At 36.4% G+C, this 21,944-nt stretch carries 24 protein-coding genes; 15 read left to right on the top strand and 9 right to left on the bottom strand.

Annotated elements, in window-relative coordinates; genetic code table 11:
* Nucleotides 1-28: 28 nt before the first annotated feature.
* From ABDJ34_RS03660 to ABDJ34_RS03685, 6 genes are read left to right on the top strand one after another with little or no spacing between them, the layout of a single operon-like run.
* A complete protein-coding gene (locus ABDJ34_RS03660) occupies nucleotides 29-937 on the top strand; it encodes a radical SAM protein (RefSeq protein WP_412701408.1) in 909 nt (302 codons plus the stop codon).
* Nucleotides 937-1,665 (top strand): biotin--[acetyl-CoA-carboxylase] ligase, encoded by a 729-nt coding sequence (locus ABDJ34_RS03665; protein WP_412701409.1) that lies wholly within the window; start codon nucleotides 937-939, stop codon nucleotides 1,663-1,665. The genes ABDJ34_RS03660 and ABDJ34_RS03665 overlap by 1 nt, the downstream gene beginning before the upstream one ends.
* 56 nt (nucleotides 1,666-1,721) lie before the next feature.
* A complete protein-coding gene (locus tag ABDJ34_RS03670; protein WP_412701410.1) occupies nucleotides 1,722-2,123 on the top strand; it encodes an ArsR/SmtB family transcription factor in 402 nt (133 codons plus the stop codon).
* A 43-nt stretch (nucleotides 2,124-2,166) separates the two neighbouring features.
* Nucleotides 2,167-2,382: a cation transporter gene (locus ABDJ34_RS03675; protein ID WP_154271779.1), complete on the top strand. Its 216-nt coding sequence runs from the start codon at nucleotides 2,167-2,169 to the stop codon at nucleotides 2,380-2,382.
* Nucleotides 2,382-4,193 carry a heavy metal translocating P-type ATPase gene (locus ABDJ34_RS03680; protein WP_412701411.1) on the top strand — a complete coding sequence of 604 codons (1,812 nt, stop codon included), beginning with the start codon at nucleotides 2,382-2,384 and terminating at the stop codon, nucleotides 4,191-4,193. The genes ABDJ34_RS03675 and ABDJ34_RS03680 overlap by 1 nt, the downstream gene beginning before the upstream one ends.
* A gap of 46 nt (nucleotides 4,194-4,239) precedes the next feature.
* Nucleotides 4,240-4,551, top strand: a complete 312-nt coding sequence (locus ABDJ34_RS03685) for a hypothetical protein (RefSeq protein WP_110058627.1) — start codon at nucleotides 4,240-4,242, stop codon at nucleotides 4,549-4,551.
* 48 nt (nucleotides 4,552-4,599) lie between these two features.
* On the opposite strand, the gene ABDJ34_RS03690 is transcribed toward ABDJ34_RS03685, so the two are convergent.
* The 3 genes from ABDJ34_RS03690 to ABDJ34_RS03700 all read right to left on the bottom strand — a co-directional run bounded on the left by ABDJ34_RS03690 (nucleotide 4,600) and on the right by ABDJ34_RS03700 (nucleotide 5,803).
* A complete protein-coding gene (locus ABDJ34_RS03690; RefSeq protein ID WP_094207915.1) occupies nucleotides 4,600-4,866 on the bottom strand; it encodes a type II toxin-antitoxin system RelE/ParE family toxin in 267 nt (88 codons plus the stop codon).
* Nucleotides 4,866-5,123, bottom strand: a complete 258-nt coding sequence (locus ABDJ34_RS03695; protein WP_094203134.1) for an AbrB/MazE/SpoVT family DNA-binding domain-containing protein — start codon at nucleotides 5,121-5,123, stop codon at nucleotides 4,866-4,868. Before ABDJ34_RS03695 ends, ABDJ34_RS03690 begins: the two co-directional genes overlap by 1 nt.
* 104 nt (nucleotides 5,124-5,227) lie before the next feature.
* Nucleotides 5,228-5,803 (bottom strand): ECF transporter S component, encoded by a 576-nt coding sequence (locus ABDJ34_RS03700; protein ID WP_412701412.1) that lies wholly within the window; start codon nucleotides 5,801-5,803, stop codon nucleotides 5,228-5,230.
* A gap of 180 nt (nucleotides 5,804-5,983) precedes the next feature.
* On the opposite strand from ABDJ34_RS03700, the gene ABDJ34_RS03705 reads away from it, so the two are divergent.
* Nucleotides 5,984-7,015 (top strand): PDDEXK nuclease domain-containing protein, encoded by a 1,032-nt coding sequence (locus tag ABDJ34_RS03705; RefSeq protein WP_412701413.1) that lies wholly within the window; start codon nucleotides 5,984-5,986, stop codon nucleotides 7,013-7,015.
* Nucleotides 7,016-7,148: 133 nt separating this feature from the next.
* Here ABDJ34_RS03705 and thiH read toward each other — a convergent pair whose 3' ends face one another.
* From thiH to thiS, 4 genes are read right to left on the bottom strand one after another with little or no spacing between them, the layout of a single operon-like run.
* Entirely contained in the window at nucleotides 7,149-8,303 is a 1,155-nt protein-coding gene (thiH, locus tag ABDJ34_RS03710; RefSeq protein ID WP_412701414.1) for a 2-iminoacetate synthase ThiH, read from the bottom strand.
* Between the two features lie 7 nt (nucleotides 8,304-8,310).
* Complete coding sequence (locus ABDJ34_RS03715; protein ID WP_002837839.1) at nucleotides 8,311-9,075, bottom strand: thiazole synthase; 765 nt, start codon at nucleotides 9,073-9,075, stop codon at nucleotides 8,311-8,313.
* Entirely contained in the window at nucleotides 9,065-9,661 is a 597-nt protein-coding gene (gene thiF / locus ABDJ34_RS03720) for a sulfur carrier protein ThiS adenylyltransferase ThiF (RefSeq protein ID WP_412701415.1), read from the bottom strand. The genes ABDJ34_RS03715 and thiF overlap by 11 nt, the downstream gene beginning before the upstream one ends.
* A 1-nt stretch (nucleotide 9,662) precedes the next feature.
* The gene (gene thiS, locus ABDJ34_RS03725) at nucleotides 9,663-9,860 is read right to left on the bottom strand and encodes a sulfur carrier protein ThiS (protein ID WP_412701416.1); all 198 of its coding nucleotides are present in this window, start codon (nucleotides 9,858-9,860) and stop codon (nucleotides 9,663-9,665) included.
* Nucleotides 9,861-10,080: 220 nt separating this feature from the next.
* Between thiS and ABDJ34_RS03730 the strand changes: the two genes are divergently transcribed.
* The 4 genes from ABDJ34_RS03730 (at nucleotide 10,081) to ABDJ34_RS03745 (ending at nucleotide 13,588) form a co-directional block, all read left to right on the top strand.
* On the top strand, nucleotides 10,081-10,692 hold the full coding sequence (locus ABDJ34_RS03730; RefSeq protein ID WP_412701417.1) for a glutathione S-transferase family protein: 612 nt from the start codon (nucleotides 10,081-10,083) through the stop codon (nucleotides 10,690-10,692).
* 96 nt (nucleotides 10,693-10,788) lie between these two features.
* Nucleotides 10,789-11,490, top strand: coding sequence for a DUF5714 domain-containing protein (locus ABDJ34_RS03735; RefSeq protein WP_412701418.1), 702 nt, complete (start codon nucleotides 10,789-10,791; stop codon nucleotides 11,488-11,490).
* A gap of 16 nt (nucleotides 11,491-11,506) precedes the next feature.
* On the top strand, nucleotides 11,507-13,027 hold the full coding sequence (locus tag ABDJ34_RS03740) for a YifB family Mg chelatase-like AAA ATPase (protein WP_412701419.1): 1,521 nt from the start codon (nucleotides 11,507-11,509) through the stop codon (nucleotides 13,025-13,027).
* A 21-nt stretch (nucleotides 13,028-13,048) separates the two neighbouring features.
* Nucleotides 13,049-13,588, top strand: coding sequence for a GNAT family N-acetyltransferase (locus tag ABDJ34_RS03745; RefSeq protein WP_412701420.1), 540 nt, complete (start codon nucleotides 13,049-13,051; stop codon nucleotides 13,586-13,588).
* An 88-nt stretch (nucleotides 13,589-13,676) separates the two neighbouring features.
* Here the strand turns inward: ABDJ34_RS03745 and ABDJ34_RS03750 are convergent, their stop codons facing one another.
* Both ABDJ34_RS03750 and ABDJ34_RS03755 read right to left on the bottom strand, forming a co-directional pair.
* Nucleotides 13,677-14,642, bottom strand: a complete 966-nt coding sequence (locus tag ABDJ34_RS03750) for a 3-hydroxyacyl-CoA dehydrogenase family protein (protein WP_412701421.1) — start codon at nucleotides 14,640-14,642, stop codon at nucleotides 13,677-13,679.
* A 110-nt stretch (nucleotides 14,643-14,752) separates the two neighbouring features.
* Nucleotides 14,753-14,890, bottom strand: coding sequence for a DUF2871 family protein (locus ABDJ34_RS03755; protein ID WP_412701427.1), 138 nt, complete (start codon nucleotides 14,888-14,890; stop codon nucleotides 14,753-14,755).
* Nucleotides 14,891-15,160: 270 nt separating this feature from the next.
* Here ABDJ34_RS03755 and ABDJ34_RS03760 point away from each other — a divergent pair, with 270 nt between their 5' ends.
* From ABDJ34_RS03760 to ABDJ34_RS03775, 4 genes are all read left to right on the top strand, one after another.
* On the top strand, nucleotides 15,161-17,278 hold the full coding sequence (locus tag ABDJ34_RS03760; RefSeq protein WP_412701422.1) for a type I restriction-modification system subunit M: 2,118 nt from the start codon (nucleotides 15,161-15,163) through the stop codon (nucleotides 17,276-17,278).
* Nucleotides 17,271-18,617, top strand: a complete 1,347-nt coding sequence (locus tag ABDJ34_RS03765; protein WP_412701423.1) for a restriction endonuclease subunit S — start codon at nucleotides 17,271-17,273, stop codon at nucleotides 18,615-18,617. Before ABDJ34_RS03760 ends, ABDJ34_RS03765 begins: the two co-directional genes overlap by 8 nt.
* On the top strand, nucleotides 18,601-21,594 hold the full coding sequence (locus ABDJ34_RS03770) for a type I restriction endonuclease subunit R (RefSeq protein ID WP_412701424.1): 2,994 nt from the start codon (nucleotides 18,601-18,603) through the stop codon (nucleotides 21,592-21,594). Before ABDJ34_RS03765 ends, ABDJ34_RS03770 begins: the two co-directional genes overlap by 17 nt.
* 136 nt (nucleotides 21,595-21,730) lie before the next feature.
* Nucleotides 21,731-21,944: GTP-binding protein (locus ABDJ34_RS03775; RefSeq protein ID WP_242430447.1), on the top strand; the 214-nt coding region annotated here is incomplete at its 3' end.

Raw genomic sequence — 21,944 nt, forward strand, 5'->3', positions numbered from 1 at the left:
TTGTAAAATATCAAACAAAGGTGATTTAATGATTGACGGATTTTACGATAGATATATGTACACTCCGATGCCTGAAATGCACAACGAAATGATTCCCGTAACGGTGGGTTGTTCTTATGGCAAATGCATCTATTGTGATTTGAATATAGGCAAGAAATTCAAGGTTTTTGACATTGAAGATGTGAAGAAATATATACGAGATAGGAAAGATTTTTACGAGGACAAGAGGTTTACTCCGAAAAAGTTCACGCTATTGGAGGGAAATGCTCTGTGTTTGAAGAATGATTATTTGACAGAAATTCTAAAAGAAATCAAAAAGAACTTTCCAAATATGAAATACGTGTCGTGTTTTTCCAGAAGTGATGATATTATCAGAAAAACTGACGATGAATTGTTGGAGCTTAAAAATCTGGGACTTGATCGTATCTGCATTGGGATTGAGTCGGGGAGTGATTGGGTGCTTTCTTATCACAAAAAAGGCGTAAATTCAGCTGAACAATTGACGGCACTTCATAGGCTCGATGATTTGGGAATAAAATACTCTGTCTACATTATGCTTGGGCTTGGCGGAAAGGATCATTCACGTGAACATATAATGAAGACCGCCGAGTTTCTGAACAAAGTGAATCCGTTTGAAATTGTGGTTGTGAATTTGGTTTTGTTCAAGAATGCAAAGCTTGTGGAAAACGTGAGAAATCACGAATTCAAAAGAGTGTCCATCAGACAGCAAATCCAAGAGGAGATAATGCTTGTGGAAAATTTGAACATAAGATGTGTCTATAATGGAACTCACAAGACTAAGGCTGTGGCTGTGACATCTGTAATTCCAGACAAAAAGGATGAAATTATCGCTGTTTTAAAGCAAAGACTAGAAGATGACGACAAGGAAATGAACAAAAAAGAACGTAAAAAGTGGAATAGGTGGGATGAAGGTTAATGGATATTGAAAAAATCAAAGGACAAACTGGAATAAATAAGGTGATTTTTAAAAGAGAAGTTACATCGACTAACGACGAAATTCTGAATGAAAAGCAAGGCGATACGTTGATGGTTGCATTTTTTCAATCGAAGGGAAAGGGACGCTACGGACGAAAATTCTTCTCGCCTGAAAATGGATTGTATTTTTCATATTTGTTGAATGAAGAAATGACATTTCAACAATCGCAATTCATCACACCAATTATGGGAATTGCAGCAAGCTATGCAATTGACGAAATTTTCGGCGTGAATACGTCTATTAAATGGGTCAATGATGTTCTGCTTGACGGTAAGAAAATCTGCGGCATACTCACAGAATGCAAGGTGGATAAAAATATCTGCCACGATATTGTGGTTGGTGTTGGAATTAACGTCTACCAAACGGATTTTCCAGAAGATATCAAAGATACGGCTGGATTTATTGAAGAAAAAAAAGACTCAGACAAAAGAGAAGAGTTGGTAATAAAAATAATGCAGAATTTCCTAGAATTTTGGAGCGAGGATAGGGATAGTTTGGTTGAAAAATATCGAAACAAAGCCACATTCATCGGTAATGAAATCAAAGTACACAAAAACGGAGATTATATTTCAGCTACCGCAATGAATATCAATGACGATTTTAGCTTGAAAGTAAAATACAACGACGGAACAATTGAAGATTTAAATATAGGAGAGATTTTTTTGTAAAATCTCTTTTTTTTTATTGACAAAAATACAATAAGGTGTTATTATCAAATTAACAAATGAACAAGTATTCATATGTTCATATAAAGGATGTGATAGATATAGATAAATTCAACGATGAAAAATGTGAAGTAACGCTAATTCACGAGGATAATGTGAAAAAAGCTATCAATGAGCTTCCAGATGACGAATTGATCGCCGATTTGTCCGATATGTTCAAAATTTTTGGAGATCAGACGAGGGTGAAGATTTTGATGGCGTTGGAAAGTGGAGAGTTGTGCGTGTGCGACATTGCAGCTGTGATGGATATGAGTCAGTCTGCTATTAGTCACCAATTAAGGGTGTTGAAGCAAAGCAATATTGTGAAGACTAGACGTGAGGGAAAAGTTGTGTACTATTCCATTTCAGACGATCATGTGAAAGAAATTTTCGACATTGCGATGGTACACGTGCAAGAATAACGACAATAATTTAAAAAAATAAAAAAACAAAAAGGAGAAAGTTATGAAAAGAAGATATACATTAGAAAATTTGGGATGTGCAAATTGTGCAGCAAAAATGGAAGACGAAATCAAGGAATTGGACGGAGTAAATTCTGTCACTGTGAATTTTATCACTACAAAAATGGTGTTGGATGTAGAAGATGACAAGTTTGATTCTGTGTTGGATCAAGCCAAGGATATCATCAAATCGATTGAGCCTTACGTTGAAGTGAAATAATGAACAGAGAAATTAAATTAACGATAATTTCGGCTATTCTTTTTGCAATTGGATTTTTCATAGAACAACCTTATGTTAAGCTTGCGGTGTTCGTTGTGAGTTATCTGATTGTGGGAATTCCAGTGATAAAAGTGGCGTTTTTGAATTTGAAAAACGGTCAGTTATTTGACGAACATTTTCTGATGATGATTGCAACTGTGGGTGCATTTTTCATTGGAGAATACGCCGAAGCTGTCGCTGTTATGCTTTTTTATCAAATCGGGGAGATTTTTCAAGATAAGGCCGTTGGAAAATCTCGTGATTCAATCAAGGAATTGATGGATATTGCACCGACTTTTGCGAATTTGAAAACAGAAGATGGCTACGACAAGGTGGATCCTTACGATGTGAGTGTGGGAGATATTATCGTGATTAAACCTGGCGAGAAAGTTCCTTTGGACTGCGTGGTTACCGAAGGAAGCTCCATGGTTGATACGAAGGCGTTGACTGGAGAAAGTGTTCCTATTACTGTCGCAAAAGGCGAAGAGCTTTTGTCGGGTTACATCGTGACGGACAAGGTTTTGAATGCGAAAGTTACAAAGGATTTTGAAAACTCTGCAGTGACGAAGATTTTGGATTTGGTGGAAAATGCATCCAGCCAAAAAAGTCAACAAGAAAAATTCATCACGAAATTTGCAAGAGTGTACACTCCTGTTGTAGTATTGGTCGCAGCGGTGCTTGCGATATTGATGCCATTGATTTTGAAACAACCTTTCCAAGTGTGGTTGTATCGTGCGTTGACATTCCTTGTAATTTCGTGTCCTTGTGCACTTGTAATCAGCATTCCGTTGAGCTTTTTCTCAGGGATTGGTGCGAGCAGCAAGGCTGGGATTTTGGTTAAAGGAAGTAACTACATCGAAAAGTTAGCAGAAACTAACACCGTTGTGATGGATAAAACGGGAACATTGACACAAGGTGTGTTCAAAGTTGTAGAAGCAAAATCATTTGATATTTCAGATGAAGAAATGCTCAAATACGTTGCAAGCGCTGAGAAATCATCCAACCATCCGATAGCACAATCGATTATTGATTATTACGGGGACAAAGAATATTTGAACTTGGACTCTGCAGAAAATATCGCAGGACAAGGAATAAAAGCTGTGATAAATGGCAAACAAATCCTAGCGGGAAATGCTAAGCTTTTAAAAGATGTTGAATTTGAACCGATAAATACTACAGACACCGTTGTCTACGTTGCAATCGATGGAAAATTTAAAGGATACATCAAAATCGCCGACGAAATCAAACAAGACAGCGCCCAAGCGATAACTGATATGAAAAATGTCGGCATTGAAAAAACTTACATGCTAACTGGTGATGGCGAATCTGTAGCCAAATCAGTCGCAGAAAATCTCAAAATTGACGAATATAAATCCAAGCTACTTCCACAAGACAAGGTTGAATTTGTAAAAAAATTGATAGAAAAAGGAAGAAAAGTTGCATTCGTAGGAGACGGAATCAACGATGCGCCGGTGCTTGCACTAAGCGATGTCGGAATTTCCATGGGACAAATCGGAAGCGATGCGGCGATCGAAGCGAGTGATGTCGTAATCATGACAGACGAGCCAACGAAAATCGCACAAGCAATTAAAATTTCCAAGAAAACACTCAAAATCGCAAAACAAAACGCGTATTTTGCAATTGGAATCAAGATAATCGTACTAATATTATCAGCACTTGGACTTACAAATATGTGGGCTGCAATCTTCGCAGACGTCGGAGTTACAGTGCTTGCTATTTTAAATTCATTCAGAGCTATGCGAGTTAGTTGAGTAAAATCGAAATCTCATTTATACTAATCGTAAAGGAGATGATAAAATGAGAATAGTAGGCTATGTATTTTTGGGAATATTTGCAATAGCACTCATTTACGGGATTTATTCAATATCTAAAATATTGGCAATCGCTAAGATTAGAAAAAACGTCAACTCAGAAAAAGTGTGGCAAACTATATCGCAAAACAATCGCCAACCAGTAGCGTTGGATAGAATCTTGATGAGAAAAAACAACAGAAAATTTACCAAAAAAGAATTAGAAATGATATTAAAAAGAATATCTACTTGTAGAAAATGCATCCTTGTAGGATTATTAGCGTTGATACTTGCAATAGTGTTTATAGCGATAGGGTAATGACAAAAATATGCGTCAGAGTAAAATCTGACGCATTTTTTAATTTAATCAAAAATCAAATAAAATATCGTGATGACCAATATCCAATAAAATAATCATCTCATTATCTTCGTAATACCAAATAATTCTTATATCCATGTTCACGGAAGACTCCCACAAACCATCAGTTCCCTTGATTTTTTTAGTTCTTAATGAAGGATGTGTTGGATTATCTATAAAAAATGAAAGTTTTTTCTTAGTTTGCTTTTTTTCGATATCAGATAATTTTTTGTAGTGTTTTTTAAATGATTTCGTGTAAGTTATTTTATAGCTCATTATTTGTCCAACTCTTCAAAAAGAGAATCAATATTGTCAAAAACAGGTTGGTCGCCATTTTCAATCGAAACTTTTAGTTCTTTAACGGATTTTTTTAAATTTTCAATCACACGTTCTGGATATACAGCTACAGGGACGAAAATAATCTTGCCATCTTCTTCCATAACTTCGAATTGATCTCCTTGATTCAAATCAAGAGAATTTACAATATCTTTTGGAATTGTCACTTGCGACTTTGCTTTAAGTTCAACTAACATATTATCACCTCTCAAGTTAGAATTTCCTACTTTCTAACTTAATTGTAATATCTTTTATTTAAACTGTCAATAAAAATAGCGTCAGAGTAAATCTGACGCATTTTTTAATCCAATAAATGTGAGCGTTTCAACACTGGACGTACTGACATGTACAAAATATTTGCAACGATAACAGTCACAACAGCATTGAAGAATGTTACACCGGCGCTGATTTTCGCCAACGCAGATGCTATTTGTTGTGGTTGACCCAAGACATATAATTTATAAAAATAACCTACAAATGGATCAGCGAACACGTTGAACAACATCCCTGCACATGAAGCGATAACAGCCCACTTCAAAATGTATTTGTTGTCGTTAGATTCGTTGATTTTCTTGGATTTGTGAGCGATTGCTCCTACAATCAAACCAATACACAACTTCAACACGAAAGTCTTCGGAGCGACCATTATATACACAGGATCCATGATATCTGCGATAGTCATCCCGATTGCGCCAGCAAGTCCACCGTAAAGCCCGCCGAGTAAAAGCGCAGCCAAAACCAAGAACACATTACCAAAATGGATTGATGTGAAATCTCCACCTGGAACAGGAACCTTGATTTGCAAATAAGTGAACGTGATGAAACACAATGCAGCAAGTACTGCACATTGAACGAGCTTGTGAGTTTTTCTGTCCAAATAAACCCCTCCTCAAAATATTTATAATTAAAGTTTATGGTTAATGTGATAGATTGTCAATTGTTTTCTGATATAAATTAATAAACAAATCCGAAGATTTCTTTAGTCACCAATGTCAATTTAAGATTTAACTATTTATGATATAATTATAGCAATTAAGAGGTCAAAGAGGTGCTTTGTATGAATAACGAAAACAATATAGATAGAGTTCATGATGATGTTTTTAATAGCATAAAAATATTGATGGAGAAGGCAAGAAATGAAGTTGCAAGAGAAGTCAATAATATTTTGGTACAAACTTACTGGGAGATTGGACGTATCATTGTAGAAGATGAGCAAGGTCATTCAGAAAGGGCCGAGTATGGTAAAGAGCTTATAAATGACTTATCTAGACAACTTACAAAGGAATATGGCAGAGGATTTTCAAGGTCTAATTTACAGAATATGAGAAACCTGTATTTATCCTATCCAATTTGCCAGACACTGTCTGGCAAATTGACATGGTCCCATTATTGTGAACTCTTATCCATCAGCGATGAGAAAAAAAGAAGTTTTTATGAAAAAGAAAGTATCAACGCAAATTGGTCAGTAAGAGAACTTAAAAGACAAATTAAAACATCGCTTTTTGAAAGATTGCTCTTATCATCAGGAGAAGAGAACAAAGAAAAAATCCTAGACCTAGCCTTAAAGGGCAATGAAATAAATAAGGCGGCAGACCTTGTAAAAGATCCTTATGTTTTTGAATTTTTAGGATTGCCAGAAGAAAAACCAATGATGGAAAGTGGTTTGGAAAAAGCACTTATAGATCATATTGAAAAGTTTTTGCTAGAACTTGGCAAGGGTTTTATGTATGTAGGCAGTCAGCAAAGGGTAACCCTAGGCAACACTCATTATTATGTGGACATGGTATTTTACAATAAGATTTTAAGGTCTTATGTCTTAATCGAACTAAAAAAAAGCAATCTCATGCCAGAAGCAGTAGGTCAAATCAATATGTATCTCAATTATTATAAATCAGAAGTTAATGATGAGATGGACAATGAGCCGATAGGAATAATATTGTGTACAGATAAGGACGGGGTACAAGCAGAATACGCATTAGGAAACTTATCAAATAAAATATTCGCATCAAAATACACCTTGTATATCCCAGACAGGGAAGAGCTTGAAGAACAAGTTGAAAAAGTAATAGAAAAATACAAGGAAAAATAAAATATAAATTGGAGAAGTAGAGAAAAAATCTACTTCTTTTTTTATTGCAAGGAGGATTAGAATGGAAATAAACAAAAGATATTAATATCAAAAAATAGCCCACAAATGTGGGCTTACGATAAGTTATTAAATTCTACACATCAATGTAGTCGCTATACACAGGATACAAGTTGTACTTCTTCAAATCTTTTTCTACTTGGTCGACTGTTCTTGTGTCGTTGATCAAAAATTGTTCGTCGCCTTTATCTTTTTCATCATTACGTCTTCCTATTCCTGTGTCGACACTTGCGGAGATTTTGGTAGCTCCCATTAAGAGTGACAAGTTACGAAACTCGTTGGATTCTCTGGTTGAGATTGTGATTTGGGCGAATGGCAAGAAGATTCTGGTTGCGATTATAAATTGCATCAATTTTGTCTCAGGAACTTCTTTTATGTTCAAATCTTCTTCGTTTTTTGTTGGTCTGATTCGTGGAAATGATATGCTGATTTCTGCGTGTGGGTATTTTTTTTGCAATAAATTTGCATGCATTCCCAAACAAAAACAGTCTTCAATTCCATCGGAAAGTCCGAACAATGCCCCGAATCCTACGCCTCGAATTCCTCCCATGATTGCGCGTTCTTGTGTGTCCAATCGGTAAGGAAAGCAAGATTTGTGTCCAGTTGGGTGGTAGAATTTGTAGTTTGTGGGGTTGTATGTTTCTTGGAAAGCTGTGACGAAATCACACCCTGCTTCGTGAAGTTTCTTGTAATCTTCGACATTTGTAGGGTACACTTCAACGCTAACTACACGGAAATATTTCTTCGCCAATTTTACGGCATCACAGATATAATCCACCGAGGAGTATTTTTGCGATTCGCCTGTTAGAATCAAAACGTCTTCGATTTTTTCACGTCTCATTTGCTTCATTTCAGATTCTATTTCATCCATGGTAAGTTTCGCACGGACGATATCTGATTTCGCCCTAAATCCACAGTATTTGCAGCTGTTTTCGCAATAATTTGCGATGTAAAGAGGGCTGAACAAATACACGTTGTTTCCGAAATATTGTAGTCTTAGTTTTTGTGAGATTTCTCCCAATTCTTCTATAAAATCAATTGCAGCATCGCTTAACATATTGTAATAATCAAAATGGTCCAACGCTTCGTTGTTTTTGATTTTACCCAAAGTTCTTCTGACATCATCAGCCGTTACATTTACGGATTTTACTTCATTTAATTTTTCGGAAATTTTATCGTAAATGTCCGAATGAATGTCTTGCATATTGTTAAAATATTTGAATTCTTCCATTTGTCGCCTACTTAAAGAAATCTCTGAGTGGAGATGAAGGGTCTGCGCCTGTTTCCAAAACTCTGCCTGGTTTTGCGATGTGAGCTAGTCTTCCCGCTTTTATTGCTAGTGCGAAAGCTTCTGCCATTTTGTTGATGTCGCCGCTTGTAGCGATGGCTGTGTTCGCCATGATTGCACTTGCTCCCATTTCCATAGCTTCACACGCTTGTGATGGTTTGCCGATTCCTGCATCCACAATCACTGGCAAATCAATTTCGTTGATGATGATTTGGATGAAATCTCTCGTTGCAAGTCCCTTGTTGGATCCAATCGGAGAGCCTAATGGCATGATGCAACTTGCACCAGCTTCTTTCAAATCTCTAGCGAAGTTCAAATCTGGATACATATAAGGCATAACAACGAATCCTTCGTCAGCCAAAACTTTCGTAGCTTTCAACGTTTCGACGTTATCTGGAAGTAAGTACTTGCTGTCACGCATGATTTCTATTTTCACGAAATTGCCGCAGCCCATTTCACGCGCAAGTCTTGCAATTCTAATAGCTTCGTCTGCGTTTCTCGCTCCAGAAGTGTTCGGAATTATCGTCACATTTTCTGGGATAAAGTTCAAAATATTTTTCGTATCGTCTGTATTTGCACGTCTAAGTGCCACAGTAATCATCTCGCAGCCTGCAGATTCCACGCAAGCTTTGATAAGGTTGGGGTCGTATTTTCCAGATCCAAGAATAAATCTTGAGTCAAAAGATTTGCCACCCAAAATCAATTTATCTTCCATTATTTTCCTCCAATAACCAATTAAGTGCGATTATAGCTTGTGTGCTTGCCGCCATCATCACGTTTGGATAGTACAAGCCGATGTCGGTCTTCGTTTCAAAATCGCCACAAACTACAATGTTGTTCATTTTTTTAATTTTCATATCTAATTTTTTCACGCCGCCAATTCCAGACACCGATATTAGTTTTTTGTCAGTTCCGATAAAATGCTCCAACACCAATGACTTTGCGTATTCGTCATCCAACGCTTCCAGCACGATATCGTAGCCTTCGGTCAATTCGTCGATGCTGTTTTCTGTGATTTTGATATTTTCAACAGATATATCTGCAAATGGCAAGAACTCATCGCAAATTTCCTTGAACGCATCGACCTTGTATTTGCCGACATCTGTTGGCCTGTAAATTTGCCTGTTCAAATTGGAGTATTCGACATTGTCGTAGTCCACGATTTTGATGGTGCCAATGCCTGATTTTGCGAGCATGAAACACAAATTTGTTCCCAAACCACCACAGCCAAGGATTAGAATTTTGGATTTTCTGAAAATGTCTGTGTGGTCGGGGATTTGTCTTTTAAAAATATCCTGCATTTTAACCTCCTCCAACAAATGAAAACACCTCTATTTCGTCGTTATCAGTGACGATAAAATTATCGTAGTCGATTTTTTTGACGAGGTTTTTGTTCACTTCGCAAACCGTCAACTCCACATTGAAGTTCAAATTTTCAAGAACTTTTCTCAAAGAAGAATTTTCTTCGAATGGATATTGTACAGAATTTACAGTAATCATAATTCACCCCCCTAAAAAAATAACACGAAGGAAACCTACACCCGCGGTGGTGTACCCCTTCGTGTTAAACACTCTGTGATTATTATAGCACATTAATTTGAATTTTCAAAAATTTATCCGAGAAATTTGTCACACAAATTTTCAAATTTGCCCAATCAATTTGATTATTAAAAAAGAATAAAGGGTATACAATTTACAGCAAAACAAAAGGAGGAATGTTATGAAATTATATTACGCACCAGGCACATGCGCTGTTGCTTGTTGGATTGCTTTAGAATGGGCGGAAGCAGATTACGAGGTAGAAAAGGTACAACTTAGAACAGATGAATACAGAAAAATCAATCCGTTGGGAGCAGTTCCAGCACTAGATATTGGAGAGGGAAGGGCGAGAAGCGAATTGGCAGCCATTCTTCGCTACATTTTGAACAAATACCCTGAAAAAGATTTGGGAGCAGATGAAAGTCCTGAAGATAAGTTCCAATTCGATGAAATCATGGCTTTTATGACTGGAGATTTTCATCCAGCATTTGAAGCGTTGTTCGTACCAGCTGGCTTGACAACATCAACTGACGAAGCAGAGATTGATAAAATCAAACAAAAATCATTTGAAACTATCGACAAAATGATGACTCATTTGGACCGTTTGATTGGAGAAGGCGATCACGTTTACAAAAATAAGAAAACAGTATTAGATCCTTACGTTTATATTCTTACTCGTTGGAGTGAAATGACTCCAAAATCTTGGAAAGAATATCCAAATATCAAGAGAGTTTCGGAAGCTTTTGAAAAGGACGAAGTTGTAAAAGAAATCGTGAAAAAATCTCAAGAATAAAAATATTGTATCGGTGTAGATTTGTCTGCACCGTTTTTTTATTTAAACATATTATAGTGATATAATATAGATAATAAATTATAAGGGGTTGTAAATATGAATGATGAATGTCTGTTGTGTGGGAAACCGTTAGAATATTTGGACGAATCGGTGGAAATGGAGTGTGCAATTTGTCACAAAAAAGAATTGAGTAATGCGAGATGTGTGGATGGGCATTTTGTGTGCAACGATTGTCACACAGATGGAATGGATGTGATTTGGGGGATTTGTAAGAATTCTACATCGAAAAATCCAATCGAAATTATGGATCAAATGATGGACGAATCTTTTTGTCACATGCACGGCCCAGAACATCACATTATGGTCGGCGCGGCGCTTTTGACAGCGTTCAAAAATGCTGGCGGAGATATTAATTTGAACAAAAGTTTGAAGGAAATGAGAACTCGTGGCAAACAAGTTCCTGGTGGGACTTGTGGTTTTTGGGGAGCTTGTGGTGCTGGAATTAGCGCGGGGATTTTTATGTCAATTGTCACGGGCTCATCTCCACTTGCGAAGAAAACTTGGGGAATGGCGAACAAAATGACTTCCAAAGCGTTGGAATCTATAGGAGAAGTCGGCGGCCCTCGTTGTTGCAAGAGAGATTCATACATATCAATATTAGATGCAATACAATTTGCCAATGAAAACTTGGGAGTTGAGATGGAATCTAGTGACATTGTGTGTAAATGGTCCAAGCATAACAACCAATGTATAGGATTGCGTTGTCCATTTTTCGATAGAAATCACATTAATAATTAGGTAACAAGGAGAAAATATGTATTCGAAAGTAAAAACGTGTTGTTTGGAAGGGTTGAACGGGTATGTCGTGGAATGCGAATGCGACCTTGCGAATGGTCTGCGTTCGTTTAACATTGTAGGTCTTCCCGACACTTCTATAAAAGAATCCAAGGAAAGAGTGCGCTCTGCGATTGAAAACACTGGAATCAGATTTCCTGTGAAACGTATCACGATTAATTTGGCACCTGCAAATTTGAGAAAAGAAGGATCTCAGCTAGACCTTGCGATTGCGATGGCTATTTTGCAATCAATGGGAGTTGTGGAATATTTTTCAGAAAAATGGGCGTTCATCGGAGAACTATCATTGGACGGACGATTGAATCCAGTAAATGGGTCGTTGTGCATGGTGTTGTCACTGAAAGATTTGGGATACGAAAGAGTTTACATACCCAAACAAAACGAACAAGAATGCAGTATGGTCAAAGGAATTGAGAAGGTTTGTGTGGAAAGCTTAGATGAAATCATCAGGATTTTGAATGGCGAACAAGAAACTAAAGTTCTGGATGATATTGACATCATGCAGCAAGAAATACAATACGACGTTGATTTTTCGGATATAAAAGGACAGAAATTTCTCAAAAGAGCGATGGAAATATCAGCAGCAGGATTTCACAATTTGTTGATGATTGGGCCACCAGGAAGCGGCAAAACAATGTCTGCAATGAGGCTCAGCACGATTTTGCCTGACATGAGCTTCGATGAAATAATGGAAACCACGAAAATTTACTCCGTAGCAGGATTACTCGGAGAAAAAAACATTGTAACCACAAGACCATTTCGCTCGCCTCACCACACCGCAAGCCAAGTCAGCCTTATAGGTGGCGGCAGAGTTCCAAAGCCAGGGGAAATCAGCCTAGCTCACAATGGAGCATTGTTCTTGGACGAACTTCCAGAATTTTCCAAATCGACAATAGAAGTGTTGCGCCAACCACTCGAAACGAAAAACATAACAATAACAAGAGTCAACGCGTCCTTGTCATATCCTGCAAATTTCCTATTTGTCGCAGGAATGAATCCGTGTCCGTGCGGATACTTCGGCGATCCTAACCACGAATGCACTTGTTCACAAAATCAAATCGCAAACTATCTCAACAAAGTCAGCCGACCTATACTCGATCGAATTGACATCCATGTCGAAGTTTCGCCAGTAAAATTAGACGAACTCACAACAGATGAAAAGTGCGAAACATCAGAACAAATCAAAAAACGAGTCGAAGCAGCACGAGAAATCCAAAAACAACGCTTCGAAAAAGAAAACATCACAACAAACGCACAAATGAACACCCGACAAATCAGAAAATACTGCAAATTAAACGATGAGCTAAACTCCATCATACAGTTGGCATTCGATAAATACAAATTCTCCGCACGATCATTCGACAAAATCCTCAAAATATCACGCACAATCGCGGATTTGGACGAAAAAGAAAACATCGAAGCAAAGCATTTGATGGAAGCCATCAGATATAGAACAGTGGATCAGAAATACTGGGGGTAGACATGATGAAAAGGAGAGAAGATGAAAATACAATTAGAGAGATTTGATGATAAGCACAAGGAAAAGATATGGAGAGATGGATTTTGCGAAGAATCACCCGAGTGGAACAAGTTCAACGGACCGTATTTTGAAGATTATGTTCATTATGAAAGCTTAGAGTCATTTGAAAAATCTGGTATTTGGAAATATCTTCAACAACCCAATTGCAGAGCTATATTAGTAGACGGTGTTGTCGTTGGTATGGTATCTCAAAATTGGGTTGATGAGAAAACTAGATGGATGGAGATAGGGATTGTGATTTACGACGAAAATTACTGGAACAAATCCATAGGAACAAAAGCCCTCAAATTGTGGACAAGCGAAGTGTTCAATGATAATCCACAAATCGAACATCTAGGACTTACTACTTTTAGCGGCAATCCACGAATGATGAAGGCTGCAGAAAAAATCGGATTCATACAAGAGGCAAGAATCAGGAAAGTTCGATATTGGAACGGCACATATTACGACAGTATGAAATACGGTGTTACACGTGAAGAGTGGGAAAAATTATCTCAGTAATAAAAAATATCTTGCAAATACAATAATTTGAAAACAATTAATAACCAAAAATCTCCCGAAACACTCGGGAGATTTTCACATTATATCATTAAATTTTAAAATCTTTGTGAAGTCGTAGTATTTCAACGAGCATTCCGTCACGATATTTTGCGAGCGACTCGTGAGTGTTGCCAATCTCAGCGGGTCTGTTTTTGATTGCTTCGTGAACTCCGTCGACTGTTTTCTTCTTGATGTCGTCTGTGAATTTCGTCCATGTAGCAGCATCTTCAAGCCAAGTTTCCATCGAAGGGCCGATATGGTCGAGTAAACCTTGAAGTCCGTGTTCACCGCCGCCTAGTTCAAATATTTGTCCTGGACCCATAATTGCCCATCTAATTGCAGGGCCAAATGTCAACGCAGTTTCGCAATCTTCCATGCTAACGACTCCCTTGTCCACCAAATCCATCATTTCACGAAGCACCACGGCTTGAAGCCTATTTGCGATAAAACCTGGAACCTCATTTCTGATGACGATAGGTTTCTTGCCCAATCTAGTGAATAATTCACGAAGAGTGTTCGCAGTTTCTGGGTCGGATTTTTCTCCTTGTGAAATCTCAATCAGTGGAATCAAATGAGGTGGGTTGTAAGGGTGCGCTCCGAAAATTCTTTCGGGATGTTCGGCATCTTCTGCGATTTTAGTGACTAGTAGTCCCGATGTTGCTGAACACAAAACAGCGTCAGGCTTTGCGTATTTTTCAAAAACCTTCACGAATTTCCTCTTCACGTCGTAATTTTCTGGAATACACTCTTCCACAATATCTGCAAATTCAATCGCTTCTTGTTCGTTCGTAGTATAGCTGATTCTTGATAAAATCGTTTCCTTATCTTCCGCAACGACCTTCTTCTCAATCAATTCGTCCACGTATTTCTCGATAATCTTCTTAGTTTTCTCTTCACTTTCCAAACTTCTGTTATAACTTATAACATCCATCTTGCCCATCGCAAAAAGCAAAGTAAACGATGAACCAATCACGCCACCGCCAATTACACAGGCTTTTTCAAAATTCTTCGCCATAAAATCCTCCTTTTGTTAAATCAGATATTTGCAATAACTTTCATTACATATATACCCAAACAAAGTCCACAAAACACAAAAAGAGTAGCTCACATAAGCTACTCTTGTAATTACTTCGCTGTTTTCAAATTATATAATTTCACAAACATCCACACAATTCCAACGCCTAGAATAATGTGACCGATACCAGAAGTTCCATCGATTGCCGCACGAACAATCACATCCATTCCCTCACAAACCTTATAAATAAATTTTTCTTATCTTCACTTAAATTATAAAAAGTTTGCTTCGGCATTTAATCACTCCTCAAATAAAATGACACCTCGTCACAATTAAAAGATATGTAACACAGTGTCATAGGTCAAGAGAAATTTTCTGGGAAATGTTTCTATATGTTTCTATATGGCTTTAACGGGTTGTAAATATGTTATAATGTAATATTGAAATACATAAAGTTTTTAGTGCAAAAACTAAATAATTTACTTAATAACAACAAATTTATTAAAAGGTGATTTAAAATGAGCGAAAACATATTGTTAGAAGCAATGACAGACGATGTTTCGATAGATATAACACAGGAAGCAAACTTTATATGGTCGATAGCAAACAAACTTAGAGGAGTTTACATGCCCGACAAATACGGCGACGTAATAATTCCTATGACAGTTATAAGAAGGTTTGAATGTGTGCTTGAAAAGACAAAAGATGCTGTTGTTGAAAAATACAATGACAATAAATCATATCCAGAACGTGCTATGTATAGAATTTCTGGAAAGCCATTTTATAACACATCTCGTTTCACACTCAAAGAGTTGTGCAACGACCCAGATAATATTCAATCCAATTTTATTGAATACATTGAATCATTCTCATCAAACGTATTAGATATTTTGAATCAACTTGAAATCAAAACGCATATCAAAAAAATGAACAAAGAAAACTGCTTGTTTGCAGTTGTGAAAGAATTTTCCGAACTTGATTTGTCAGAAGAAACATTCAATTCAATAAAAATGGGATACATTTTTGAAAATTTAATAGGAAGATTTTACCAAAACGTAGATGCTGGTCAGTATTACACAGGACGTGACATCATCAAAATGATGGTATACGTAATCACAGCAGAAGGCTGCGACGATATTTACGATGAAGGAAAAGTAATTACAATAGCAGATCAAGCCGCAGGAACTTCTGGAATGCTTACTACAGCATACAACCATTTGCACAACCTTAATCCAAAAGCAGACATCAGATTGTTTGGGCAAGAAATAATGGGACAATCTTATGCGGTAGGACTTGCAGAAATGCTAATCAAAGGACAAGATGCACGAAACTTCAAACACGCCGATACATTTAAGGAAGACTTTTTTGAAGATACCAAAATGAGATTTGTGCTTGAAAATCCACCATTTGGAATGAGCTGGGGCGGCAAGGATGCCAAAGCAGGACAAGAACAAGCAGTATTGGAAAATCACAAAAGAGGTAATGACTCCAGATGGCCTGCAGGACTTCCATCAAGTGGAGATGCACAACTTTTATTCATGCAATCAGCAATCGACAAAATGGACGATGAACACGGACGAGCAGCGATAATCACCAACGGTTCACCATTGTTCAACGGCGGAGTGTCCTCTGGTGAAAGCCAAATCAGAAGATGGTTACTTGAAAATGATTTAATAGAAGCAATCATAGCCATGCCAACAGATTTATTCTACAACACGGGCATTGCAACGTATGTGTGGATATTATCCAAGAACAAAAGACAAGAAAGAATTGGCAAAATCCAACTAATTGATGCAACAGAAATTTATCACACATTAAGAAAATCACTAGGCAACAAAAGAAAAGAATTCACAGCAGAAGATCGCAAAACCATCACCAAACTATACTCTGATTTTGTAGAAAATGACAAATCCAAAATCTACGACAATGAAGAATTCATCTACAGAGAATACACAGTGATGCAACCACTTCAAAGGTCTTATGCAATAAATGATGAGAGAATCGAAAACTTGGAAACATCAGGCAAACTCAACAGTTTCTACGACAAAACAAAACATGATCAAATATTAGAAAAACAAGAAACATCAGAAAAATTAACCAAAACTGAGACAAATAACCTTAAAAAATACACAGAAAACGAAAAAACATACAACAAAATATTTGAAATACTAAAAGAAAACATAACAGACAAGAAATACATGTCAGTAGATGAATTTGAACCAGTAGTAAATGATTTATTGTCAGAATTGTCACTTAACAAAACTGTGTTCAACAATATCATCGATGGACTTTCCGAAATGGACAAAGAAGCGGACATTCAAACGGATAAAAAAGGAAATGTAATCTACGATAAAGACACCAAAGATACAGAAGTAGTAAATGTCAGAGAAAACATAGAAGATTACATGAAAAGAGAAGTTCTACCACACATTCCAGATGCGAAGTCCTTCTTTGAAGAAGATGTAACCTTGAAAAATCCTAAAATAAAAACAGGTGCAGAAATCCCATTCACAAGATATTTCTACAAATATGAAGCTCCAAGACCATCAGAAGAACTCGCCCAAGAATTCTTGGAATTAGAAAACATGGTAAATCAAAAAGTCAAGGAACTTTTTGGGGGAGAAATCAATGACTAGAAAAATGAAAGATTCTGGAATTGAATGGATAGGCGAGATACCTGAGGATTGGGGGATTAGTAAAATAAAGTATGTTAGTGATTTGAACGGTAGGATTGGATTTAGAGGATATAAACAAAGTGATTTAGTTGAGGAGGAACATGGAGCTATTACATTAGGACCTCCTAATATGGATAATGGGAAACTTAACTTATTAAATTGTAAATATTTATCTTGGGAAAAATATTATGAAAGCCCAGAAATTCAACTTAGAGTCGGAGACATATTGCTGGTTAAAACTGCGTCAGTTGGTAAAGTTGCATATGTTGATAGACTAGTAAAAGAAATGACTATAAACCCTCAACTTTTAATTATAAAAAGTAAAAATATAAATAATAAATTTTTATTTTATGTAATTTTCTCAGAGTTTTTTCAAAGCCAGGTTGAAATGAGTGTTACAGGCGGAACTGTTCCAACATTGTCCCAAGAAAAGATAAGTAATTTTGAAATTACCAATCCACCCATGACATCACAAATTAAAATTGCTAAATATTTAGACAAAATGTGTTTCGAGGTGGAAAGAATTTCAAATAAAATAAAACTAGAAATAGAGAACTTAGAAAACTACAAAAAATCAGTGATCACTGAGGCTGTAACCAGGGGTTTGGACAAGAATGTGGAGATGAAGGACTCTGGAATTGAATGGATTGGGGAAATTCCAAAACATTGGGATTTAGTTAAGATAAAATACACACAGAAAAAAGAAGAATCTAATTCGTTCATAGATGGGGATTGGATTGAATCTAATTATATTAAAGAAGATGGCATTAGATATATAACGACGGGAAACATTGGTGATGGAAAATTTATTGTACAAGGAAATGGGTTTATTAGCAGGGAAGATTTTGAATTGCTAAGGTGCAAGTATGCTTATCCAGGAGATTTGATATTCTCACGATTAAATGCTCCGTACGGAAGGTCATGTTTATTACCGGACACTTATAGTGAATATGTTATTGCTGTTGATAATGTTATATTAAGACCAGATGAATACTATAATAGAAAATTCATAAATTATCTAACACAATGCATAGGATATCAACAATCTGTTAAGGATTCTGCAAGCGGAACTACTATGCAAAGAATAAGCCGAACAAAACTTGGAAATATACCGTTGCCATTTCCTAATACAGAAGAACAAAATGATATAGTAGACTATCTCGACAAAAAAACCAAGCTTATCGACGATTCTATTGCTATAAAACAAAAACAATTAGAAACTCTAGAAGAATACAAGAAATCACTTATTTATGAGTATGTAACGGGAAAGAAGGAGGTAAAAGATGGCGAAGAAACTTAATATTTTTAATGAAAGACATGAATTTCAACAAGAGTTTGTTGAACATTTAGTAAACGAAAACAAATTTATCGAACGAACAAACAAAGATTTCGACAGGACATATGCCATGGATACTGACCTTCTTTTCGAGTTTTTGTATAATACACAAAATGATGTAATGCAGGATCTGGAGAATATATACAAGTCTGAATTGAGGGAGACTCTTGTCAATCATATTAATTCGGAGATTACTAAAAAGGGTAGTTCGTTGATTGATGTGTTGAAAAACGGGGTTGAAATTGCTAATAGAAAAATCGAGTTGATGTACACTAAGCCTGCGACTGATTTTAATCGTGATTTGAATGAAAAATACGAGAATAATATTTTTTCTGTTATGCAAGAGGTGTATGCAACAGCTGATGAGAGAGTCGACTTAGTTATATTTTTAAATGGGTTGGCGATTATTGCTATTGAATTGAAAAGCGAGTATTCTGGTCAGACGTATCACAATGCTATCAGACAGTTTCGAACAGAACGTGATCCAAAATCAAGGCTTTTCTTGTGGAAGGCTGGATGTTTCGTAATGTTTGCGATGGATACATCGGAAGTTATGATGACTACGAAGCTAGACGGCCAATCTACTTTCTTCTTACCTTTTAACAAGGGAAAGGGAGAAGGCGTGTACACTGGAGCAGGCAATCCACAATACGAGGACAAGCTTTCTGTGTCGTACATGTGGGAAGAAATTCTTACCAAGGATTCTATTATTGAACTTATCAAAAAGTTTATTTTTATTGAGAGAAAATCAGAATTTGACGAGGAGAAGAATATTACAAGAATCAAAGAAACTGTGATTTTCCCGCGATTTCACCAATTGGATTTGATTCGTAAAATATTGGAAGATGTTCATCAAAACAAGACAAGGCTCAATTATTTGGTGCAACATTCTGCTGGATCTGGCAAGACGAATTCTATTGCTTGGCTTGCTCATAGGTTGGTGTCACTTCACGATGAAGATAATAATGTGATTTACGATACTATTATTATTGTTACTGATAGGGTTGTTGTGGATAGACAATTGCAAAAAGCTGTGGTCAGCTTGGAACATGCTAATGGTTTGATTAGGATTATGGACGATAAGTGTACGTCGCATGATTTGAAATTGGCGTTGGAAGGTAATACGAAAATTGTCGCTACGACTATTCAAAAATTTCCATATATTGTGGATGAATTAAATAATTTGAAGAATAAGAATTTTGCGGTGATTATTGACGAGGCTCATTCGTCAACTTCAGGAAAAAATATGCAGGCTGTGTCGATGTCTTTGGGTTCAGATGATTGTGAATTTGAAGATGATGCAGATATGATTGAACACGAAGTTAAAAAGTCGGGCAAGCAATCCAATGTTTCGATGTTTGCTTTTACTGCAACTCCTAAGCCTACTACGCTTAGAATGTTTGGTAGGTTGAATAAGTACGGAAATTATGAAGCGTTCCATTATTATTCTATGAAGCAAGCAATAGAGGAAGGATTCATCCTTGATGTTTTGCAAAACTACACTACTTACAAGACGATGTACAGGATTAACAAGGAGATTGAAGAAGATCCAGAGCTTCAAACTTCGAAGGCAAAACGTCAGATTGCAAGATTTATCGATTTGCACGATACTAATATTACTCAAAAGGTTGAGATAATTATTGAGCATTTCAAAAATAATGTTATGAGTGAGTTGGGTGGTCAAGCGAAGGCGATGGTTGTAACTTCATCGAGAGAAGCTGCGGTAAAATACTCACACGCATTTGAAGAATACGTCAGGAAAAAAGGCTACAAGGGAATCAATGCTTTGGTTGCTTTTTCTGGAAAAGTAAATGTCGGTGATGAGGAGAAAACTTATACTGAAACTGGAATTAATAATATCAGAGAAGAGGAAGTTCCTTATGCTTTTGATTCTGATGATTATAACATTATGATTGTAGCTAACAAATATCAGACAGGATTTGATCAAAAGAAATTGAGTGCGATGTATGTGATTAAATCTTTAAGAGGTGTCAACGCTGTGCAGACTTTGTCCAGACTGAACAGGGTGTGTCCACCGTTTGATAAGAAAGTGTTCGTGCTTGATTTTACCAATGATTATTCGGATATTAAAGATGCATTTGCACCTTTTTACACGACTACTTTATTGGCGAGCGATATTTCAGCGAATAAAATTCACGATATTTTGATAAATTTGGAAGCGTATTATATTATTGATCCGCTCGATGTTGATAAGGTAAACAATCTTATTTTCAAGAAAAGAACGGGTAATATTACGATGAATGAGCAACGTTCTTTGTTGTTTTCGTTGGAAAATTCAAATAGAAGATTCAACGAACTTAAAGATGATGAAAAACGTGATTTCTTGAGTAAGATGCGTAATTTTAAAAGATTTTACGAATATTTGATTCAAGTATCGTGTTTTGAAGATGTAGAAGTTCACAAATATTATATATACATTTCGTATTTGTTGAGTATGATTAGTATTGGTGATGGTGGCGATGGTTTTGATTTGAAAGGAAAGGTCAGAGCGTCAAACTTCATTCAACAAAAAAACGAAACTCATACGAATGAAAAAATTACTCCGAAGCCAATTGTTAATTTGCCAGTGGCAGATTCGATTAGTTTGACGGAAGATAAAAAAGAAAGATTATCTGAGATTATCGAAGATATTAATGCGAAGACTGGGTCTGATTTTGATATTAGTCAGGCTACGGCAGCGGCTTTACAGGTAAGAGATATTATGTTGAAATCTGAAGAACTTAGAATGTCTGCAAAAAATAATACTCAATCTGATTTTGGTTTTTCGTATTTTTCCAATGTAGAAGATGCGCTAGTCCAAGGCTACGAAAAAAACAAGGGATTTTTCGGGTATTTGTTGGAGAATGCAGATGTGCAAAAGGAAGTTATGGGAATGTTTTTAAATGAAATATATAATAGTTTGAGAGCAGATGCCAGATAAAAATTATATAAAAATTTCTACGCCTCACTGATGATTTGTCGGTGGGGTTTTCGTTTTGTAAATTTCCCCTAAAAAATGTAATTTGTTAACGTTTGTGATATAATAAAAATAACTATAAATTTCCAGGAGGGAAGCAATGAGTAAAGCTAAATTTGAAAGAACAAAACCACATGTTAACATTGGTACAATAGGTCACGTTGACCACGGTAAAACAACATTAACTGCAGCCGTAACACTTGTATTAAACAAGAGAATGGGCTCAGGAGAATTCGTAGACTACGCTAACATCGACAAAGCACCAGAAGAAAGAGAAAGAGGAATCACAATCAACACTTCTCACGTAGAATACG

Source organism: Finegoldia dalianensis (assembly GCF_046255015.1).
GTDB classification, from domain to species: Bacteria; Bacillota; Clostridia; order Tissierellales; family Peptoniphilaceae; genus Finegoldia; species Finegoldia magna.